We start from the raw sequence: 18,862 nt of genomic DNA, 5'->3' as shown, positions 1-18,862 counted from the left end.
CAACACGGTGGGTTCAAGCCGCCAGCGCCAGCGCAGGCTTCTTGGGGAACTTGACCAGCGGCAGCCCGCTTTCAATCGGCAACTTGTCGTCGCGCGACCATTCGTTCCACGAGCCGAAGTACATGCGCACATCGGCAAAGCCCGCCTGCTTGAGCGCCAGGAAGGTGTTGGACGCGCGCGCCCCCTTGAAGCAATACAGGTACACCGTGTCCGCCGGGCTGATGCCCGCCGTGGCGCATTCGGCGCGCACTTCGTCGGGCGACTTGAACACCGGGCCCTGGGCCGATGGCTTCATGAAGCGGTACCACTCCAGCCACTTGGCGCCGGGCAGGCGGCCCTTGCGCGGCGCGAAGTCCTTGCCATAGGGGCTGGAGCTGTCGCCAATCCACTCGTCCACATCGCGCACGTCCAGCAGCACGGTGTCGGTGCCCAGGGCCTCGATCACGTCTTCCTTGGTCAGCATCACATCGGTGGTGGCCAGCTGGGTGGGGAAGATGGCGGGCGTGGGCACCACGGCGTCGGTGGAGATGGGCAGTTCTGCCGCCTTCCAGGCCGAGTAGCCGCCGTTCAATACCTTGACCTTGGGGTAGCCCAGCCAGGTCAGCAGGTAGTAGCCCCGGCACGACTGGCCGTAGCCGCTGTTGAGCGCATCTTCATAGAACACCGCCGTCTCTGCGCCCGACAGGCCGATGGCGCCCAGGTGCGCGGCAAAGGTGTCCTTCAGCTCTTGCAGGCCCTGGGGCGTGGAGGTGGCGAGGTACGTGAAGGTCTCGCGCAGGTTCACCGCGCCCGGGATGTGCCCCAGGGCATAGGTGTCAGCGTCGCGGGTGTCGATCAGCACCACGGGCTCTGCGGCTTGCAGGGCCAGCAATTGCGTGGGCGAGATGAGGACGGCGTCGTAGGCGGAGGCGGTCATGGTGCTCATGGGAAACCTTTCGATGCGGTGGAGGGCGGGATGCCTACCCTCTTATCGCAACAGGTGTGCCAGAGCGCTGCAATGCAAAAAATTTGAATCAAATAGGCCGCTAGCGCTTATCTATAAAGCGCTAGCAGCTATTAATTCAATAGTATCTATGCGCCATGTCTCGTTGATGAGCGGACTGACCAATGACCACGCCCAACACTGTGTCTACAAATTGTCGACACAGTGTCCAGCGGCCGCAGTGGTGCGGACCCAGGTTCTCTCCTCCCAAAGCAGCCGTTGATACTGACGCGGCAAACGCGAGGCACGCCAAGCAAGGGCCGCCCCGCAGCGAGGGCGTCGTCCCGTTTGGGGGAAGGCGCGAAGTGCCACAGGGGGTTACTTCAACCCAGCTTTGCGCAACCGGTAGCTGAACTGCCGCAGCGTCAGCCCCAGGCTCTGCGCCGCGCGCGACTGGTTGCCGTGGTGTTCTGCCAGCGCGGCCTGCAGCACCAAAACGCTGTGCGATTGCGCCGAGGCGTAATCGCGCACCAGCGGCGCCGCGGGGTTGGCAGGGTGCACCGCCGCTTCGTGTGGCGGTGCGTGTGACGAAGCTGCAGGCAAAGCCGCAGACGCAAATGTCATGGGCAGAAACCGGTCCAGCTCTGCCCGCCCCACCAGCGTGTCGTTGGCCAGCAGCACCAGCCGCTCGATCACATTGCCCAGCTCGCGGATGTTGCCGGGCCAGGGGTGTTCTTCCAGCCGGGCCAGCGCGTCGGGCGACAGGTTCACGTTGCGCTGGTGCGCCTGGTTGGCGCGGCTCACAAAGTGCAGCGCCAGCGCGCGGATGTCCCCACGCCGCTCGGCCAGCGAGGGCAGGCGGATGGGGATCACGTTCAGGCGGTAGTAGAGGTCTTGCCGGAAGTGGCCCAGCTCCACCTCTTGCGCCAGGTCGCGGTTGGTGGCCGCCACCAGGCGCACGTTCACCTTCACCTCGCGCTGCCCGCCCAGGCGCACCAGCGTGCCCTCTTGCAGCGTGCGCAGCAGTTTGGATTGCATGGCCAGCGGCAGCTCGCCGATCTCGTCGAGAAAGATGGTGCCGCTATCGGCCTGCTCGAACCAGCCCGCGCGTGCGGTGCTCGCGCCGGTGAAGGCGCCTTTTTCGTAGCCAAACAGTTCCGATTCAAACAGCGCATCGGGGATGGCCGAGCAGTTGACCTTGATGAAAGGCCGGTCGCGCCGCCCGCTGGCCAGGTGCACGGCGCGCGCAAACAGCTCCTTGCCGGTGCCCGACTGGCCTAGCAGCAGTACGGTGGCCTGGGTCTGCGAGACGCGCTCTAGTTCGCTCAAGGCCTGCAGCAGCGGCTGCGAGCTGCCGATGAGCCCGTAGCGCGCGCTTTTGGTGTTGAGCGCGTTGGCCAGCACGGCATTGCGCGCCTCCAGCTGCCGCGTCTGCTCGGCCACCAGGGCTTCGAGCTGCAGCAACTGGCCCACCAGCGTGGCCAGCACGCGCAGCACGGCCAGGTCGTCGTTCAGGTGGCGCTGGCGGCTGCGGATGCGGTGGCAGGCCAGCACGCCGATGGGCGCGTTGTTGACCTCGATGGGCAGGGCGATGAAAGCCACCGTCTCGGGCGGCAGCTGGCTGCGCTCCACCGCGCGCGCCAGAAACAGCGGTTCGGCATCAATGTCCTGCACGATGGCAGGCTGCCCCGTGGCCAGCACGCGGCCTGTGATGCCTTCGCCCCAGGCATAGTGGCCGCGTGCCACCTCGGTCTGGGTCAGGCCGTAGGCGTGCTGGATGGCGGCGGTGCGCGGCGCGCCTGCTTCGGTGGGGGCGCTGTCCACCAGCACGATGCGCCCCCGGTTCAGGCCCAGCAGCTCGCTCATCAGGTGCAGCATCTCGCGCAGCACCAGGCCGGGCGCCAGGCTGCGGCCGATGAGGCGCATCACCTCGCGCATCAGCAGCAGCTCCTGGGCGTGCCAGTCGGTGGGGCCGTGGGGGCGCGCTGGGCTGGTGGAGGGCGGCAGGGGTTGTGGGGGCATGCGCCCCGTGCCTGCAAGTTCTGCGCCTGCGTGCATTAAAGTCGCCAGCGTTCTGCCCCATCCCGACTTTTATCTTTTCTGAAAGCACCCCCACCATGACCACCCTCGGAACCCCGCTGTCGCCCCATGCCACCAAAGTCATGCTGCTGGGCTCGGGCGAGCTGGGCAAGGAAGTGCTGATCGCGCTGCAGCGCCTGGGCGTGGAAACCATTGCCGTGGACCGCTATGACAACGCCCCCGGCCAGCAGGTGGCCCACCATGCGCGCACCATCACCATGAGCGACCCGGCCCAGCTCAAGGCCCTGATCGAGGCCGAGCGCCCGCACTTGGTCGTGCCCGAGATCGAAGCCATCGCCACGCCCATGCTGGAAGAGCTGGAAGCTGCGGGCACCGTGCGCGTGATCCCCACGGCCCGCGCCGCACGCCTGACCATGGACCGCGAAGGCATCCGCGTGCTGGCGGCCGAAACGCTGGGCCTGCCTACCAGCCCGTACCAGTTCTGTAACTCGCTGGATGAATTGCAGGCGGCCATCGATGCGGGCATCGGCTACCCCTGCATCGTCAAACCCGTGATGAGCAGCTCGGGCAAGGGCCAGAGCAAGATCGACGGCCCCGAAGACGTGAAGAAGGCCTGGGACTACGCCATGGCCGGTGGCCGCGTGAGTCACGGCCGCGTCATCGTCGAAGGCTTTATCGACTTTGATTACGAAATCACCCAGCTCACGGTGCGTGCAGTCGGCGCGGATGGTGAGATCGAAACGCATTTCTGTGACCCCATCGGCCACGTGCAGGTCAGCGGCGACTACGTGGAAAGCTGGCAGCCCCACCCCATGCACCCCGCCGCGCTCGACAAGTCGCGCCAGATCGCCAAGGCCGTGACCGACAACCTGGGTGGCCAGGGCTTGTTTGGGGTGGAGCTGTTCGTGAAGGACCAGGACGTGTGGTTCAGCGAAGTCAGCCCCCGCCCGCACGACACCGGCCTGGTCACGCTGTGCACCCAGCACCAGAGCGAGTTCGAGCTGCACGCCCGCGCCATCCTGGGTTTGCCGGTAGATACCAGCCTGCGCAACCCGGGCGCCAGCGCCGTGATCTACGGTGGTGTGGATGCCGTGGGCATCGTCTTTGACGGCGTGGAAGAAGCCCTGCGTGTGCCCGGCACCGACCTGCGCCTGTTCGGCAAGCCCGAGAGCTTCACCAAGCGCCGCATGGGCGTGGCGCTGACGCGGGCGGCCGATGTGGACACGGCGCGCACCAACGCCAAGCTGGCAGCCAGCAAAGTCAAGTCACGCAAGGCTTGAGGCTGAAAATATGAGTCAAATGGGCTTCTGGCGCTTATTCCATAAGCGCTGGCAGCTATACATTGAGGAGCGTTTGCATGCCCGGTGCATGGCGCTCCCCCATTCACTCGCCCGGTCGCTCCATCACTCCATCACTCCCGAATCTGCCGCCCCGTGAGTTTGAGGAACAGGTCCTCCAGGTTGGCGGGCCGGTGCAGCGTGCGCAGGTGGCCGTGGGCGGCCAGGGCTTGCAGCAGTGGCTGGGCGTTTTGCGTGTAGAAAAATACGGTTTCGCCGCTGATCTCGGTGCGCGCCGCCAATGCGCGCAGTGCGGCGTCTCCTGCCAAGGCCTTGGCGCCCACGCCAAACACCTCCACCACATCAGGTTCCAGGTGCTGGGCGATCAGCTCGCGCGGCTTGCCCTCGGCGATCTTCTTGCCATGGTCCAGCACCAACAGGCGCGAGCACAGGCGCTCGGCCTCGTCCATGAAGTGGGTGGTCAGCAAAATCGACTTGCCTTGTTGCAGCAACAGTTGCAGCCGCTCCCACATCAGGTGGCGGGCCTGTGGGTCCAGGCCCGTGGTGGGCTCGTCGAGCAGCAGCAGGCGCGGGTTGTTGACCAGCGCGCGCGCCAGCGACAGCCGCCGCTTCATGCCGCCCGACAGCTCCCCGGGCTTGGCATCGGCTTTGTTGGTGAGCGCCGCAAATTCCAGCAACTGGGGCACGCGCTCGTCCATCACCGCGCCCTTGATGCCGAAGTAGCGGCCAAACACGCGCAGGTTCTCGGCGCAGGTGAAGTCTGGGTCCAGCGTGTCGAACTGGGTGACCACGCCCAGTTGCGCCTTGATGGCCAGTGCATCGCGTGGCATGTGCAGTGGCGTGGCCCCGGGCTCGGGCGTGAAATGTACGGCACCGCCATCGGGCGACGCCAGGCCCAGGCACATGCGGATGGTGGTGGTCTTGCCAGCGCCATTGGGGCCGATGACCCCCAGGCATTCGCCGGGGGCAATGGCAAACGAGACATCGTCCACCACCGTGGTCTCGCCATAGCGCTTGCGCAGGTTCAATGCTTCGAAGAGTGCGGTCATGGGTGAATTGTGTGCGACGCGGGCGTGCCAGGGGCTGGTGGCAGGATTTGGCGTGAAATGCGCCGCAAGCGCATATGAATATTGCGCCTATTGCTATCAAATCAGGATTGATTGGTTCCGTCCGCAGCCACCAGCCGCCCCCGGCCTGCGGTCTTGGCCGCATAGAGTGCGCTGTCGGCACGGGCCATCAGTTCCGCCAGGCCGGCCTCACCGGGTTGCAGCATCGCCATCCCGGCGCTGTAGTTCAGGGCAAAGCCTAGCTCTGCCACGCTGGCTGCCTGCAGGCGCTTGCGCAATCGGCGGTCCAGCGCCAGCCCGGCGGGCGCGCTGTTGTGCATCAGCAGCACGCCAAATTCCTCGCCGCCCAGCCGTCCCACGAGGTCGCCGCTGCGGCAGGTGTCGCACAGCAGACGGGCAAACAGTTGCAGCGCACGGTCGCCCGCTTCATGGCCGTGGGTGTCGTTGACCTGCTTGAAATGGTCCAGGTCCAGCATCAGCGCGGTCATGGGCAGCTGGTGGCGCGCAGCGTGCGCCAGCAGGCTGCCGCCTTGTGTGGTGAAGCCGCGCCGGTTCAGCACACCGGTCAGGCCGTCCGTCATTGCGAGCGTGCGCAGCTTGTGTTCTGCCTCTGACCGCCACGCCACCAGCACGGCCACGGTGCCCAGCACCAGGCTCACGTTGGTGGCCACGGCCGCCGCCAGGTTGATGGGGTGTGGCGTGCGAAAGCTGGGGTAATGGTCGGTGAAGGCGCCCAGCATGCCCCGCGCCAGCGTGAACGCGGCCGACGTCAGCAGGCAGCCCAGCAGCAGGCTGCGCCAGCGCAGATTGGCCTCGACCACGGGCGCCAGGGTGGCGCGCGCAACGATGCACAGGATGGTGGCCAACAAAAAGTTGGCCCAGCCCACACGCCAGGCGTAGTGACCAAAGCCCAGGGTGTAGCCCAGCGGGGCGGCTATCACCAGCACCAGCAGCATGCGACGCAAGGGACGGGGGCCCAGCCATTCCTCCAGCGCCCGGTACAGCATCCACTGCGCGGCCGCGTTGCAGGCAATCGACACGGTGGACAGGGCCTGGTCCCACAGAGTGGACGAAGCGATGATGGCGGCCCAGGCCACCGCCTGCAGCAGCATGCTGGCCTGCACATGGCGGGCCGCGCGGCTCACGTCCCGGCCCATGATCAGCGGCAGTGCGGCCGAGATCATGAACAGGTTGGCCGCCATGACCGTCATCAGGGTGAGGAAATCCAGTGGCATGCGCAGCGGCCCCGGGTTGGGTTACTGAAAAGCGACCTCGGCAAAGCTGCGCAGCTTGCGGCTGTGCAAGCGGTCCACGCCGCCGTTGCGCAGGATCTCGATGGCGCGCATGCCGATGCGCAGGTGCTGGTCGACCCGCTCGCGGTAGAAGTGGTTGGCCATGCCGGGCAGTTTGATTTCGCCGTGCAGCGGTTTGTCGCTCACGCACAGCAAGGTGCCGTAAGGCACCCGGAAGCGAAAGCCATTGGCCGCGATGGTGGCGCTCTCCATGTCCAGCGCCACGGCGCGGCTCTGGCTGAAGCGGCGCTGGGGGGTGTTGTCGGGCAGCAGCTCCCAGTTGCGGTTGTCGGTGCTGGCCACGGTGCCGGTGCGCATGATGCGCTTGAGTTCGTCCCTGCCCATTTGTGTGACATCGGCCACGGCCTGTTCCAGCGCCACCTGGATTTCGGACAGCGCCGGGATGGGCACCCACAGCGGAAGCTCTTCGTCGAGCACATGGTCCTCGCGCACATAGGCGTGGGCCAACACATAGTCGCCCAGTTGCTGGCTGTTGCGCAGGCCCGCGCAGTGGCCCAGCATCATCCAGGCGTGGGGGCGCAGCACGGCGATGTGGTCGGTGATGGTCTTGGCATTGGCCGGGCCCACGCCGATGTTGACCATGGTGATGCCACTCGCGTCCTTGCGCACCAGGTGGTAGGCGGGCATCTGTGGCAGGCGTGGAGGGGAGGCCCCCAGGTCGTCGCCCGCCACGGCGTTCAATCCCACGCGGCGGGTGACCACGTTGCCGGGTTCGATGAAGGCGATGTACTCGCTGTCAGGCTTGGCCATCTCGGCATGGCCCAGGCGCACGAACTCGTCGATGTAGAACTGGTAATTGGTGAACAGGACGAAGTTCTGGAACCACTCGGGCGCCGTGCCGGTGTAGTGGCGCAGGCGGTGCAGTGAGTAGTCCACGCGCGGTGCGGTGAACAGCGACAGCGGCTGCGCTTCGCCGGGCGCGGCCTGCCAGGTGCCGTTGGCGATGCCGTCGTCCATGGCGGCCAGATCGGGCAGGTCGAACACGTCGCGCATCAGCATCCGGCGCGCCTGGGTCAGCGTGCCCTCGATGTGGTCATGCTCGGCAAACGAGAAGTGGATCGGGATGGGGTGGGTGCTGGTGCCCACTTCCAGCTCTACGTTATGGCTGGCGCGCAGCAGGCGGAACTGCTCGGCGTAGTAGTTGGCGAACAGGTCGGGCCGGGTCAGGGTGGTTTCGTAGCGGCCTGGGCCTTCCACAAAGCCGTAGGCGAGCTTGGTGTCAGCCCGCGCCACGGTGGTGGTGTGTACCCGCACAAAGGGGTAGAAGGCGCGCACGGCACCTTCGGGCGTTTCGCCCGCCACAAACCGTTGCATGGCGTCGCGCAGGTGGCCAATCTGTTGCTGGTAAATGCGCTGCACCTGGGCCAGCGCTTCGGCCGGGTCGGTGTGGCGGGTGGGGGCGATGAAGTCAGGGATGAGGGGCATTCGCCTATTGTCCACAAGCCAGAGGGCAGGCATCGGAAAAAGGCGCTGATTACCGCCGCAACCACCGCTCCGTGGCGTCGGCGTCCAGGGCGGGTGAAACCACAAACCCCTGGATCAAGTCGCATCCCATTTCCGCCAGCAGATCCATCTGCGCCTGTGTCTCCACCCCTTCCGCCACGGTCTTGAGCTGCAGGCTGCGCGCCATCTGGACGATGGCGGTGACGATGGCCACATCGTCGGCGTTGTCTGGGGTATCGGCCACGAAGGAGCGGTCGATCTTGAGCTTGTCGATGGGGTAACGCTTGAGATACGCGAGAGACGAATACCCCGTGCCGAAGTCGTCAATGGAGATGCCAACGCCCAGTGCCTTGATGGCATCCAGCGTGTGAAGCTCCTGGCCGGTCTGGTGCATGAGCACGGATTCCGTCAGTTCGATCTCCAAATACCGGGAGGAGAGCCCGGTTTCGTGCAGGACCGCAGCAATTTCGCCAGCCACATCGCGCTGGCGGAATTCGAGGGCTGACAGGTTCACCGCCACCGGCACCATGGCCAGGCCCTGGTCTTGCCAGGCCTTGAGCTGGCGGCAGGCCTCACGCATCACCCAGCGGCCGATGGGGGTGATCAGCCCGCGCGACTCCGAGAAGGTGATGAATTCGTCCGGGCCCACCAGCCCGCGCTCGGGGTGGCGCCAGCGCACCAGGGCTTCCAGCCCGCGCAACGAGCCGTCTGCCAGACAAATCTGGGGTTGGTAGTGCAGAACGAAATGGCTGTTGGCGATGGCCTCGCGCAGGAGGCGTTCCTGCTGCAGCACATCGAGGGCGCTGGCGTCCATGCGGGAGGTATAGAACTGCCGGTTGCCGCGACCACTCTCTTTGGCGTGGTGCATGGCCGCGTCGGCGCAGCGCAGCAGGGTGTCTGCACTGGCCCCATGGTCTGGGAACAGGCTGATTCCAATGGAGGGCGAAATGGTGAGGGGCAGCCGGTCCACCGTGAACACGCCGTGCATGGATGCCAGCAGTTTGTCGGCCACCATGGCGACATCGTCCTGGTTTTGCACGTCGGTGAGTACCACCACAAACTCGTCACCGCCGAGCCGTGCCACGACATCGGCGTCGCGCACGCCCTGGCGCAGGCGGTCCGCCACACTGCGCAGCAACTGGTCGCCGGCCTGGTGGCCCAACGAGTCGTTCACGGTCTTGAAATGGTCCAGGTTCACAAACAGTACGGCCGCGCGGCGATGCCTCCTGCGGGCCAGTGCCAGTACCTGGGACAGCTGCTCCATCAAAAAATGCCGGTTGGGCAACTGCGTCAGGCTGTCGTGCAGTGTGATGAAAGCCTCTCGCTCCTGGGCCTGCTTGCGTGCCGTGATGTCCCGAACCACCACGATGCGGTAGTCCGCATGGTGCAGGGGCATGGTTTTTCCCACGACCTCGACGGGAATGGAGCGGCCGTCCTTGTGACGGATGGTCACTTCGTACGGGTCTTCGCGGCCGCTGCGGGTGTATTCCAGCGCCGTGGCGCGCCACTCGGGGCTGATGAAGTTGAAGATCGACAGGCCCAGCACTTCGTGCAGTGCATAGCCCGTGAGCCGGTTCAGCGCCTCGTTGCCGTCTGTGATGATGCCGTCGCGGTGGAACACGATGGCCTCGTCGGTGGCCTCGGTGAATTTGCGCATGCGCTCTTCGCTTTGCCGCACCGTGCGTTCTGCGCGCCAGCGCTCGGTGATGTCGGTGATCAGCACGAACGACCCCAGCTGTTTTCCGTCGTCGCCAAAGTGGGGGATCAGGTTGACCTCGATCATCCGTGCCTCGCCGTTGGGCAGGGTCTGCTCGCGCGTGTACTTCACGTGCTCGCCCAGCGTGGAGCGCTCGACATGCGGCTGTATGGCGATCCAGGCCTTGTCGCCAATGGCTTCTTGTACGGTCAGGCCGAGAATGGATTGGGTGCTGTGGCCGTTGTAGGCCGCGTAGCCCTGGTTGGCGAACTGGCAGCGCAGTCCGGGCAGGTCGAAGTACGCCATCAAGGCCGGCACCGAATCGGCGATCAGTCGCAGCAAAGCGTCGCTGGAGCCGCGGGGGCTGGGGGCAGGGGCTGCGTTGGGGTGGTCTTGCATGTGCAGGCGCTGGTTGGTTTGGTTATAGCCGATCGCCTCGATGGCGTGGCTAGGTGCAACTCCCCATGGAGAGGGGCCAAGGTGCGCATGGCCCCCCCGTGCGCCACCCTCGCGCGGGTGCCAACACCCTGCGGCCCTCATCTTTCTGTCACCATGCGGCGGGAGGGCGCTCTGAGCGTGATGGCATGTCGACGCTCTTTGGGGACGTACGAACGGTGGAAGAAAAGGGGATGGGTCTGATGCAGGAGTTGGCGGGGTTTCCTTCGGCGATGGGTGTGCTGGCGAGTGCGGCCGGTTGCGGATTGCTCATGGGGATCGAGCGGGAGCGCCGCAAGGGGGTGGGGCCGGGCCGGGCGCTCGCCGGGGTGCGGTCGTTCACCCTGGCATCGATCGGCGGTGCCGCCGCCGCGCTGACGGAGATCCCCGCCCTGGTGGTGGTGGGGGCGTTGCTGGTGGCTGCCTTGACGGTGGTTGGCTACGCGCGGGACCGCTCCGGAGACCCCGGGGTCACCACCGAAATCGCCCTGCTGCTGGCCTACCTGATTGGCGTGACCAGTGCGCGCGACCAGTTGCTGGCGGCCGCTCTGGCGGTGGTGGTGACCGGGCTGCTCGCGCTGCGGGACACTTTGCACCAGTTTTCCAGCCAGTGGCTTCAGCCCGGCGAGGTGCGCAGCGGGCTCATCTTGGCCGCTTTGGCGTTGCTGGTGTACCCCCTCGCTCCCAATACGCCCCTGTGGCAAGGCGTGCTGAACCCGCAGGTGGTCGTGCGCCTGATCATTGTGTTGCTGGTGATCCAGTCGTTAGCGCACCTGGCCAAGCGGCTGATGCAGGCGCGCCATGCGGTCGCGCTGTCGGCGCTGGCGTCGGGGTTTGTGTCGAGCACGGCCACCATTGGCAGCCTGGGCATGGACGTGCGCGCGGGGCAGGCTACGCCGCGCGCCCATGCGGGGGCTGCTGTGCTCTCGTGTGTGGCCACCATGGTCCAGATCGTGGTGGTGGCAGCCACCGTGCAGCCTCAGTGGCTGGCCCGGCTGTGGCTGCCTGCCCTGGTGGGTGGGTGTGTGGCGGCCACCGTGGGGTGGTGGGGCGGGCGGGGCGCGTCGCGCCGGGTTTCCTCGGATGCCGAGGCGCAGGCCGTTCCTTCGCTGACACCCGACTCGCCCATGTTCAAGCTGCGCGATGCCTTGCTGATTGCGGCCTTGCTCACGGGTATTCAAGCGGGGGTGCAGGGTTTGACGGCCTGGCAGGGCGACAGGGGCATGCTGGCAGGCGCACTGTTGGCCGCCTTGGCCGATGTGCATGCCGCCACGGCAGCGGTGCTGGTGCGGGGTGGCCCTGACAGCATGGCATCATCGGCCATCATGAATGCCCTGATGGCGGCGCTGTTGGTGCATGCCGGCAGCAAGTGTGCGGTGGCGCTGGCCAGCGGCGGCTGGCGCTACGCGCTGGCCGTGGCACCGGGCATCCTGGCGCATACGCTGGCCTTTGTGGGGGTGTTGGCCCTGCAAGGATGATGGTCTCGGCAGGCGGGGCCGGATAATCGCCCCATGACCTCCAAAGAAAACCAAGCCAGCACTGATTTCAGCACGCTGGCGCTGAACCCCGCCATGCTGGCCAATCTGCAGCAGCTGGGTTACATCCAAATGACGCCCATCCAGGCGGCCAGCCTGCCGCCCGCGCTGTTGGGCAAGGATCTGATCGCCCAGGCCAGCACCGGCAGCGGCAAGACCGCCGCGTTTGCCCTGGCGCTGCTGGCCAACCTCAACCCCCGCCGTTTTGCGGTGCAGACGCTGGTGCTGTGCCCCACGCGCGAGCTGGCCGACCAGGTGACCACCGAGATCCGCCGTCTGGCGCGCTCCGAAGAGAACATCAAGGTCGTGACCCTGTGCGGCGGCGTGCCGCTGCGCGGGCAGATGCTGAGCCTGGAGCATGGCGCCCACATCGTGGTGGGCACGCCCGGCCGCGTGATGGACCACCTGGAGCGCCAGCACCTCACGCTGGAGGCGCTGAACACCCTGGTGCTGGACGAAGCCGACCGCATGCTCGACATGGGCTTCTTCGACGACATCGTGACCGTGGCGCGCCAGTGTCCCAAGGAGCGCCAGACGCTTCTCTTCTCGGCCACCTACCCCGAGGGCATCGCCAAGCTCAGCGCCCAGTTCATGAAGACGCCCGTGCAGATCACCGTGCAGGCCCAGCATGCCGAAGGCAAGATCGAGCAGCGCTGGTACGAGGTGAAGAACAGCGAGCGCCTGCATGCGGTGTCGCAGCTGCTCAACCACTTTCGCCCAGAATCGTCCATCGCGTTTTGCAACACCAAGCAGCAATGCCGTGACCTCGTGGGTGTGCTGCAGGCCCAGGGCTTCAGCGCGCTGGCGCTGTTTGGCGAGTTGGAGCAGCGCGAGCGCGATCAGGTGCTGGTGCAGTTTGCCAACCGCAGCTGCTCGGTGCTGGTGGCCACCGACGTGGCCGCGCGCGGGCTGGACATCGCCAACCTGGCGGCCGTCATCAATGTGGACGTGACGCCCGACTCCGAGGTGCATATCCATCGCATCGGCCGCACGGGCCGGGGCGATGCCGAGGGCCTGGCGCTCAATCTGGCCAGCCTGGACGAGATGGGCTTTGTGGGCAAGATCGAAGTGCTGCAGGGCCGCGAGTCGCGCTGGTATCCGCTGGCCGACCTCACCCCTGTGGGCAGCGGCCCGCTGGTGCCGCCCATGGCCACCATCCAGATCATCGGCGGGCGCAAGGAAAAAATCCGCGCGGGCGATGTGCTGGGCGCACTGACCGGCGACATGGGCTACACCCGTGAGCAGATCGGCAAGATCAATGTGAACGATTTTTCCACCTACGTGGCAGTGGACCGTGCCATTGGTGCGCAGGCCGTGCAGCGCCTGAACCAGGGCCGGGTGAAGGGCAAGACCGTGAAGGCCCGGCTGGTGACCGGAAATCAGGATTTTGAATAAAAAAGGGCTGAGGCGCTAGTGATTAATGCGCTTGATGCTATAAATAATATAGCATTGGCCCTTCGCCCGGTTCAGCGCCGGGCGCCCGAGGCTTCCAGCATCCGCACCATCTCAGCGTAGCCCCGCTGGCGTGCCAGCTGCAGTGGCGTGGTGCCCTGCCGGTCGGTCAGCGCATGGCTGGCCCCGGCCTGCAGCAGGGCCTGCAGCGTGGCCTGGTGGCGCGGTCCACCATTGCCCAGCACGATGGACTCGATGAGCGCCGTCCAGTGCAGGTTGTTCACAAGGTCGAGCGGCGCGCCGGCTGCGATCAGCTGGCGCACCACGCCGTCGTGCCCCAGGTGCGCTGCCGCAATCAGGGCCGTGCCATCGTAGCGGCTGGTCACCTGCTGGGCGCTGGCGCCCAGTTGCAGCAGCTGGCGCAGCGTGACCTCGTCATCGGCCACGGCGGCAATAGTCACCGCGTCATAGCGGTCGTTTTCCAGCGCGTTCAGATCGGCCCCAGCCCGCGCCAGCTGGCGGATCACGTCGTGCTGGCGGGCAAAGGTGGCCACATGCAGCGGCGTGCGTCCGTAGGCATCGCGGGCGTTCACATCGGCCCGCGCTGTCACCCACTTTTTGAGCGCAGGCAGATCGCCTCTGGCCGCCGCCGCATGCAGGCCCTGGTAGGCCGCTGCTTCGGATGCCGTGGGAGGCACTTGCGCCACGGTGGATGTGGCACAGGCCAGGGTGGCCGCCAGCGTGATGGCAAGGTTCCAGTGCTTCATGGGGCCTCCGGCGCAGTGTGTGGGCCTGTCTTATTTCAGCAGGTCCTGCACCTTGGCGATGCCGGCCACGGCACATTGCTCGTCCAGATGGCCGCCGGGAGCACCACCCACGCCCACGGCACCGATGACTTCGTTGCCCACCTTAACGGGCACGCCGCCGCCCAGCAGCAGATAGCCAGGAATGTTCACCAGGTTGGCGGCGGCGGGGTTCTTTTGGGCGCCTTCCATCATGGCCAGCGTGGTGTTCTTGGCCGAGGCTGAGGTGTAGGCCTTCAGGCGGCTGGCTTCCAAGGTGTGCGGGCCGGCATTGTCGGCGCGGTACACGGCGCGCACGGTGCCGGCGCGGTCCACCACGGTGGCGGTCACGGCGTAGCCGTTGGCGGTGCAGGTGGCCACGGTCTGGGCGGCGATCTGCGTGGCCAAGTCCAGGGAAATGTTCTTTTCAGTGCGAACGCCCTCGGCGTGGGCGGCGGCAGTGGCGATCAGGCTCAGGGCGATGGCGGCGATCTTGGCGGTGGCGTGGTGCATGGTGTTCTCCGGTGGTTTTCTTCAGTTTTGGGCCGGAGCCACAGGGTGTGGCGCCGTGGGAGAACTGTAAAAAATGCACGGCCTCACCGCCATGCGTGTCGCCACGCGACGGGCTCCGTAGAACTACTGAATGGGTGCAAGCCCCTGTGGTGCTTCGCTTCGGGCCCCGAGGGGCGTCGTCTGAGCAGCCGCGCTCGCTTTATGCGCCCGGGGCGGTGTCCACCAGCGCCGCATAGCGGCGGATGAGCTGTGCCAGCGACTCTGCTCCCAGCTTGGCAAACAGGTTGGCGCGGTGGGTCTCCACAGTGCGGGGCGAGAGCGCCAAAGCCCGGCCTATTTCCTTGTTGGTCAGGCCTTCAACGATGAGGCCCAGCACCTCGCACTCACGGGCGGAGAGCTGGGCGAAGCGTTCGCGTGCCTGCTGGTCGGCCTGGTGCCGCTGGCGTGAGCGCACATGCTGGCGCACGGCGTTCTGCAAGGCTTCGATCAGTACCTCGTCATCCACGGGTTTTTCCAGAAACTCTGCCGCCCCCGCCTTGAAGGCACGGCGGCACATCTCCACCGTGCCGTGGCCCGTCAGCAGGATCATGGGTTGGTCCACGCCCTGCGCCAGCAGCTGCTCCAGCACTGTGAGGCCGCTGATGCCGGGCATGCGCACATCCAGCACGATGGCGCCGATGCTGGCACGGTCAAAGCCCGCCATGAAGGATTGTGGGTCGGCCCAGGTCTTGACCCGCAGGCCCACGGTGCTGATGAGCAAGCCCAGGCTGTCGCGCACGGCGGCATCATCGTCCACCAGGTGGATCAGGGGTGAGAGGGAGGGGGCGCTGTCGGTCATGGTCGGGCGGGCGGTGCGGTGGGCAGGGTCAGCACAAACTCGGCACCCCGGTTTTCTGCGGCGGGCGCCTCGGGCGCCAGGGCCAAGTGCGCGCCCATGGCCTGGGCCAGGCTTTCGCACAGCGTGAGACCCAGCCCCAGACCGCCGGAACGTGTGGTGTAGAAGGGTTCAAACAGGTGCTGGCGTGCTTCGGGCGGTATGCCGGGGCCGTGGTCGCGCACCGACAGGGCCACATGCCCGGCATTCAAGCGCGACATGGCAATGCGCAACTGGCGCTCGGAGGGTGGCACCTGCTCCAGTGCCTGCAGGGCGTTCATGAGCAGGTTGTGGATGATTTGCTGCAGTGCCACGGGCTCGGCCAATACGGGGGGCAGGTCGGCGCCGGTGGTGACATCGGGCACCACGCCACGCTGTGCGAACTCGGGTTCCAGCAGGTGCAGCACCTCATGCACCGCTGCGGGCAAGGCCAGCGGCTGCGCCTGGCCGGCCAGATCGGGGCGCTCTACCAGGCGGCGCAGGCGTCCCACCACGGTAGAGGCGCGGCGGGCCTGCTCCACCGCGCGGGCCATGGCCGTCTGAGCCATGGGCAGGTCCGGCAGGTCGGGCGGGTCGTTGGCCAGCAGGCGTTGGGCGGCCTGGGTGCTGGAGAGCAGTGCGGTGAGCGGCTGGTTCAGCTCATGGGCCATGCCGGCAGCCAGTTCACCCAGCGTGTTCAGTCGCGCCACCTGGCCCAGGCGCAGCAGTTCTTCGGCGCGCTGGCGTGCCACCCGCTGGCGCCGCAGTGCGCGGCCTGCGGCCCACAGCGTGGCTGTCAGCGCGCACCAGCCCAGCATGGACCACCAGGGCAGCTCGTGTGGGCCCACGCTGCGCCGCGCCACCACGGTGAGGGGCTGGCTGGGGGAGGCCAGCAGCTTGTGAAAATCGTACACGTGGTTTCTGCCCACATCGGCACCGTCGCCGCTTTGCACGACAAAGGCCTGGCCGCCCCGCTCCAGCGTTACGCGGACAGGGCTGGTGGCCATGTCCATGGGCCATTCTTCGGTGGGGATGGTGGTGCGCAGGTCGATGTGTAGCGCATAGCTGGCGGGCGTGCCTGCCAGCACGAGGTAGTAGCGACCCGCCCCAAGGTCCAGCGCTGCCATCGCCGCCTGGCCTGTGCGGCGCGAGGCCGCTTCGGCTTGTGCGAGTTCTGTCTGCAGTGGTGTGGGCCAGCTACCGTGGGCCGGGCGCTCCAGAACCGCCAGGATCTGAGGGTACACCGAAGGCAGTCGGGGCAGCGGGGCTGCTGTGCTGTTCTCACCCGTGGCTCCCCCAGTCGGTTGCAACAGCGCCAGTGTGGCCATGATGGCATCGTGCTGCACCACCCGCTGGCTCAGCAGGCGGTGCACGATGCGTGCATCGGTTTCAAACGCAGCTTGCAGCTGCTGCAGGCGCGCGACGGCCAGCCAACCGGCGCCGGCGCACGCCACCAAGGCCCAGATCAACAGGCTGGGGAGGTGTGGGGTGAAGAAGGTGCGGCGCCAAGCCTGGGTCATGGCCGGATTCTGGCATGGGGCCGCATGGGAGATGCTCAGGGCGCCTGCGGTGTAAAGCCGGTCTTAAGACGGCTCTGGTGTAATTCGCCGCTCGGTTCTTGAGCGCTCATCGAATGCACCCCACGCCCCCGCCTTCTCCTGCGTCACACCAGTGGCTCACCCCCCGCAACTTGCTCTGGACTTCGGTGGCCGTCGCCGTGGTCACCATCGCACTGAAGACGCTGGCCTGGGCCGTCACGGGTTCTGTGGGCTTGTTGTCTGACGCCATGGAGTCTTTTGTGAACCTGGCCAGCGCGATGTTTGCCCTGGCCATGGTGACCGTGGCGACACGGCCAGCGGATGACGACCATCCCTACGGACATCACAAGGCCGAGTATTTCTCCTCGGGGTTCGAAGGCATTCTCATTGTGGGTGTGTCTGCGGGCATCCTTTGGGCGGCAGGGCATCGGTTGTTTGATCCTCAGCCCATCGAGCAGGTGGGCTGGGGCCTGGGCCTGTCGGTGCTCAGCTCCGCCCTCAACGGGCTGCTGGCCTGGGTCATGTTCCGCTCGGCGCGTGAACACCGCTCCATCGCGCTGGAGGCCGATGCCCGCCATCTCGTCACCGATGTGTGGACCTCGGCCGGGGTGCTGGTGGGCATTGTCGGTGCGGCCCTCACCGGCTGGCTATGGCTGGATGCGGTGGCCGCTATGGCGGTGGCGCTCAATATTCTCAAGGAAGGCGTGGAGCTGGTCTGGCGCTCATCCCAGGGGCTGATGGATTCGGCCGTGGAGCCCGAGGTGCAAGCCACCATCGACACCACCCTGCAGCAGTTTGTGCAGACCCAGCCCTCCGGGACGGTGCGGTTTGACCATGTGTCCACGCGCCGCGCGGGCCAGCGCCAGTTTGTGGACATGCACCTGCACATGCCCGCTGACTGGACTTTGCGCCACGCCGCCGAGCTGCGCGGCCAGGTCGAGCGTGCTTTGATGACCGCCGTACCCGGCCTGCGTGCCACCATCGAGCTACTGCCCACCGATGTGGAGGCACATTTTGACGACCCCAAGGATGACGTGAAGTGATCAGTGTCTTGCAACGTGTGCGCGAAGCACGTGTCGATGTAGACGGGCAGACCGTTGGCGCCATTGGTGTGGGCCTGCTGGTGCTGGTGTGCGCCGAGCGCGGCGATACCGAGGTGGAGGCTGACAAGTTGCTGGCCAAGCTCCTGAAGCTGCGCATCTTCAGCGACGATGCGGGGAAGATGAATAAAAGCGTGCAGGACGTGGCGGGCGGCCTGTTGCTGGTCAGCCAGTTCACCCTGGCCGCCGACACCACGGGTGGCAACCGCCCCAGTTTTACCCAGGCCGCCGCGCCGGACGAGGGGCGGCGGCTGTTTGACTACGTGGTGGAGCGTGCACGCGCCTTGCATCCCGTCGTGCAAACGGGCCGGTTCGCCGCCGAGATGCAGGTGCACCTGATCAATGACGGGCCGGTGACGATTCCGCTGCGGGTGGCGCCGGCGCCTGTTGCGGCCTGAGCGCCACGGAGTGAGGGTGGTCCCAGGGGCTACGATGTGTTTTTACGGAGGATGACCCATGTACGAAAAGATTCTGGTTCCCGTGGATGGCAGCCCCACATCGCTGGCTGGATTGAACGAAGCGATCACGCTCGCGCGGGTCATGGGGTCGACCATCAAGGTGTTGCATGTGGTGGACGAAATATCGCTCATGACGAGCTTTGAGGCGGCCATGGCGTTGCCCCCGAATGTGTTCGATTTGCTCAAAGAGGCCGGTCAGCAGGTGCTGCAGGATGCCCAAGCCCGTGTCAGCGCTGCGGGGGTGCCGGTGGAGGCCGAGCTGTTTGAAAGCTACTCCGGGCGTGTGAGCGAGCTGGTCCTGGCCAAGGCCAAGGAATGGGGCGCGCAGATCATCGTTCTGGGGACTCATGGTCGGCGCGGTGTGGGGCGGATGCTGCTGGGCAGCGATGCCGAGCAGGTGCTGCGTCAGTCGCCGGTGCCGGTGCTTCTGGTGCGTGGCGCCTGAAGCAGGTGTGCACGGGCCGTGGGCTGAGCCTG

At 66.5% G+C, this 18,862-nt stretch carries 16 protein-coding genes; 6 read left to right on the top strand and 10 right to left on the bottom strand.

The genetic code is table 11. The features are described from left to right. Positions 1-13: 13 nt before the first annotated feature. The gene (locus CLU85_RS20525) at positions 14-925 is read right to left on the bottom strand and encodes a sulfurtransferase (RefSeq protein WP_100411900.1); all 912 of its coding nucleotides are present in this window, start codon (positions 923-925) and stop codon (positions 14-16) included. 375 nt (positions 926-1,300) lie between these two features. Continuing rightward, on the bottom strand, positions 1,301-2,944 hold the full coding sequence (locus CLU85_RS20520) for a sigma 54-interacting transcriptional regulator (RefSeq protein WP_100412672.1): 1,644 nt from the start codon (positions 2,942-2,944) through the stop codon (positions 1,301-1,303). Between the two features lie 95 nt (positions 2,945-3,039). Between CLU85_RS20520 and purT the strand changes: the two genes are divergently transcribed. Then, a complete protein-coding gene (gene purT, locus CLU85_RS20515; RefSeq protein WP_100411899.1) occupies positions 3,040-4,242 on the top strand; it encodes a formate-dependent phosphoribosylglycinamide formyltransferase in 1,203 nt (400 codons plus the stop codon). 131 nt (positions 4,243-4,373) lie between these two features. Here purT and CLU85_RS20510 read toward each other — a convergent pair whose 3' ends face one another. From CLU85_RS20510 to CLU85_RS20495, 4 genes are all read right to left on the bottom strand, one after another. After that, on the bottom strand, positions 4,374-5,309 hold the full coding sequence (locus tag CLU85_RS20510; RefSeq protein WP_100411898.1) for an ATP-binding cassette domain-containing protein: 936 nt from the start codon (positions 5,307-5,309) through the stop codon (positions 4,374-4,376). Between the two features lie 101 nt (positions 5,310-5,410). Next, entirely contained in the window at positions 5,411-6,562 is a 1,152-nt protein-coding gene (locus CLU85_RS20505) for a GGDEF domain-containing protein (protein WP_100411897.1), read from the bottom strand. 21 nt (positions 6,563-6,583) lie between these two features. Continuing rightward, a complete protein-coding gene (locus tag CLU85_RS20500; protein WP_100411896.1) occupies positions 6,584-8,065 on the bottom strand; it encodes an AMP nucleosidase in 1,482 nt (493 codons plus the stop codon). 49 nt (positions 8,066-8,114) lie between these two features. After that, a complete protein-coding gene (locus CLU85_RS20495; protein ID WP_100411895.1) occupies positions 8,115-10,178 on the bottom strand; it encodes a bifunctional diguanylate cyclase/phosphodiesterase in 2,064 nt (687 codons plus the stop codon). Positions 10,179-10,363: 185 nt separating this feature from the next. Between CLU85_RS20495 and CLU85_RS20490 the strand changes: the two genes are divergently transcribed. Beyond that, positions 10,364-11,692: an MgtC/SapB family protein gene (locus tag CLU85_RS20490; protein ID WP_232727885.1), complete on the top strand. Its 1,329-nt coding sequence runs from the start codon at positions 10,364-10,366 to the stop codon at positions 11,690-11,692. Between the two features lie 33 nt (positions 11,693-11,725). After that, positions 11,726-13,144, top strand: coding sequence for an ATP-dependent RNA helicase DbpA (gene dbpA, locus CLU85_RS20485; protein WP_100411894.1), 1,419 nt, complete (start codon positions 11,726-11,728; stop codon positions 13,142-13,144). A 71-nt stretch (positions 13,145-13,215) separates the two neighbouring features. Here the strand turns inward: dbpA and CLU85_RS20480 are convergent, their stop codons facing one another. The 4 genes from CLU85_RS20480 to CLU85_RS20465 all read right to left on the bottom strand — a co-directional run bounded on the left by CLU85_RS20480 (position 13,216) and on the right by CLU85_RS20465 (position 16,809). Beyond that, complete coding sequence (locus CLU85_RS20480) at positions 13,216-13,908, bottom strand: ankyrin repeat domain-containing protein (RefSeq protein WP_100411893.1); 693 nt, start codon at positions 13,906-13,908, stop codon at positions 13,216-13,218. Between the two features lie 30 nt (positions 13,909-13,938). Continuing rightward, the gene (locus tag CLU85_RS20475) at positions 13,939-14,436 is read right to left on the bottom strand and encodes a heme-binding protein (protein WP_100411892.1); all 498 of its coding nucleotides are present in this window, start codon (positions 14,434-14,436) and stop codon (positions 13,939-13,941) included. Between the two features lie 199 nt (positions 14,437-14,635). Further along, positions 14,636-15,274: a response regulator transcription factor gene (locus CLU85_RS20470; RefSeq protein WP_100411891.1), complete on the bottom strand. Its 639-nt coding sequence runs from the start codon at positions 15,272-15,274 to the stop codon at positions 14,636-14,638. Then, the gene (locus CLU85_RS20465) at positions 15,271-16,809 is read right to left on the bottom strand and encodes an ATP-binding protein (protein WP_100411890.1); all 1,539 of its coding nucleotides are present in this window, start codon (positions 16,807-16,809) and stop codon (positions 15,271-15,273) included. Before CLU85_RS20465 ends, CLU85_RS20470 begins: the two co-directional genes overlap by 4 nt. 113 nt (positions 16,810-16,922) lie before the next feature. Here CLU85_RS20465 and CLU85_RS20460 point away from each other — a divergent pair, with 113 nt between their 5' ends. The 3 genes from CLU85_RS20460 to CLU85_RS20450 are packed head-to-tail and all read left to right on the top strand — an operon-like array spanning position 16,923 to position 18,830. After that, positions 16,923-17,870: a cation diffusion facilitator family transporter gene (locus CLU85_RS20460; protein ID WP_100411889.1), complete on the top strand. Its 948-nt coding sequence runs from the start codon at positions 16,923-16,925 to the stop codon at positions 17,868-17,870. Beyond that, on the top strand, positions 17,867-18,325 hold the full coding sequence (gene dtd, locus CLU85_RS20455) for a D-aminoacyl-tRNA deacylase (protein WP_100411888.1): 459 nt from the start codon (positions 17,867-17,869) through the stop codon (positions 18,323-18,325). Before CLU85_RS20460 ends, dtd begins: the two co-directional genes overlap by 4 nt. A gap of 58 nt (positions 18,326-18,383) precedes the next feature. Further along, positions 18,384-18,830, top strand: a complete 447-nt coding sequence (locus tag CLU85_RS20450; protein ID WP_100411887.1) for a universal stress protein — start codon at positions 18,384-18,386, stop codon at positions 18,828-18,830. Positions 18,831-18,862 lie beyond the last annotated feature (32 nt).

Origin of the sequence: Acidovorax sp. 69, assembly GCF_002797445.1 — a bacterium.
GTDB lineage: Bacteria > Pseudomonadota > Gammaproteobacteria > Burkholderiales > Burkholderiaceae_C > Acidovorax.
This window is presented reverse-complemented; position numbering and strand designations above follow the sequence as displayed.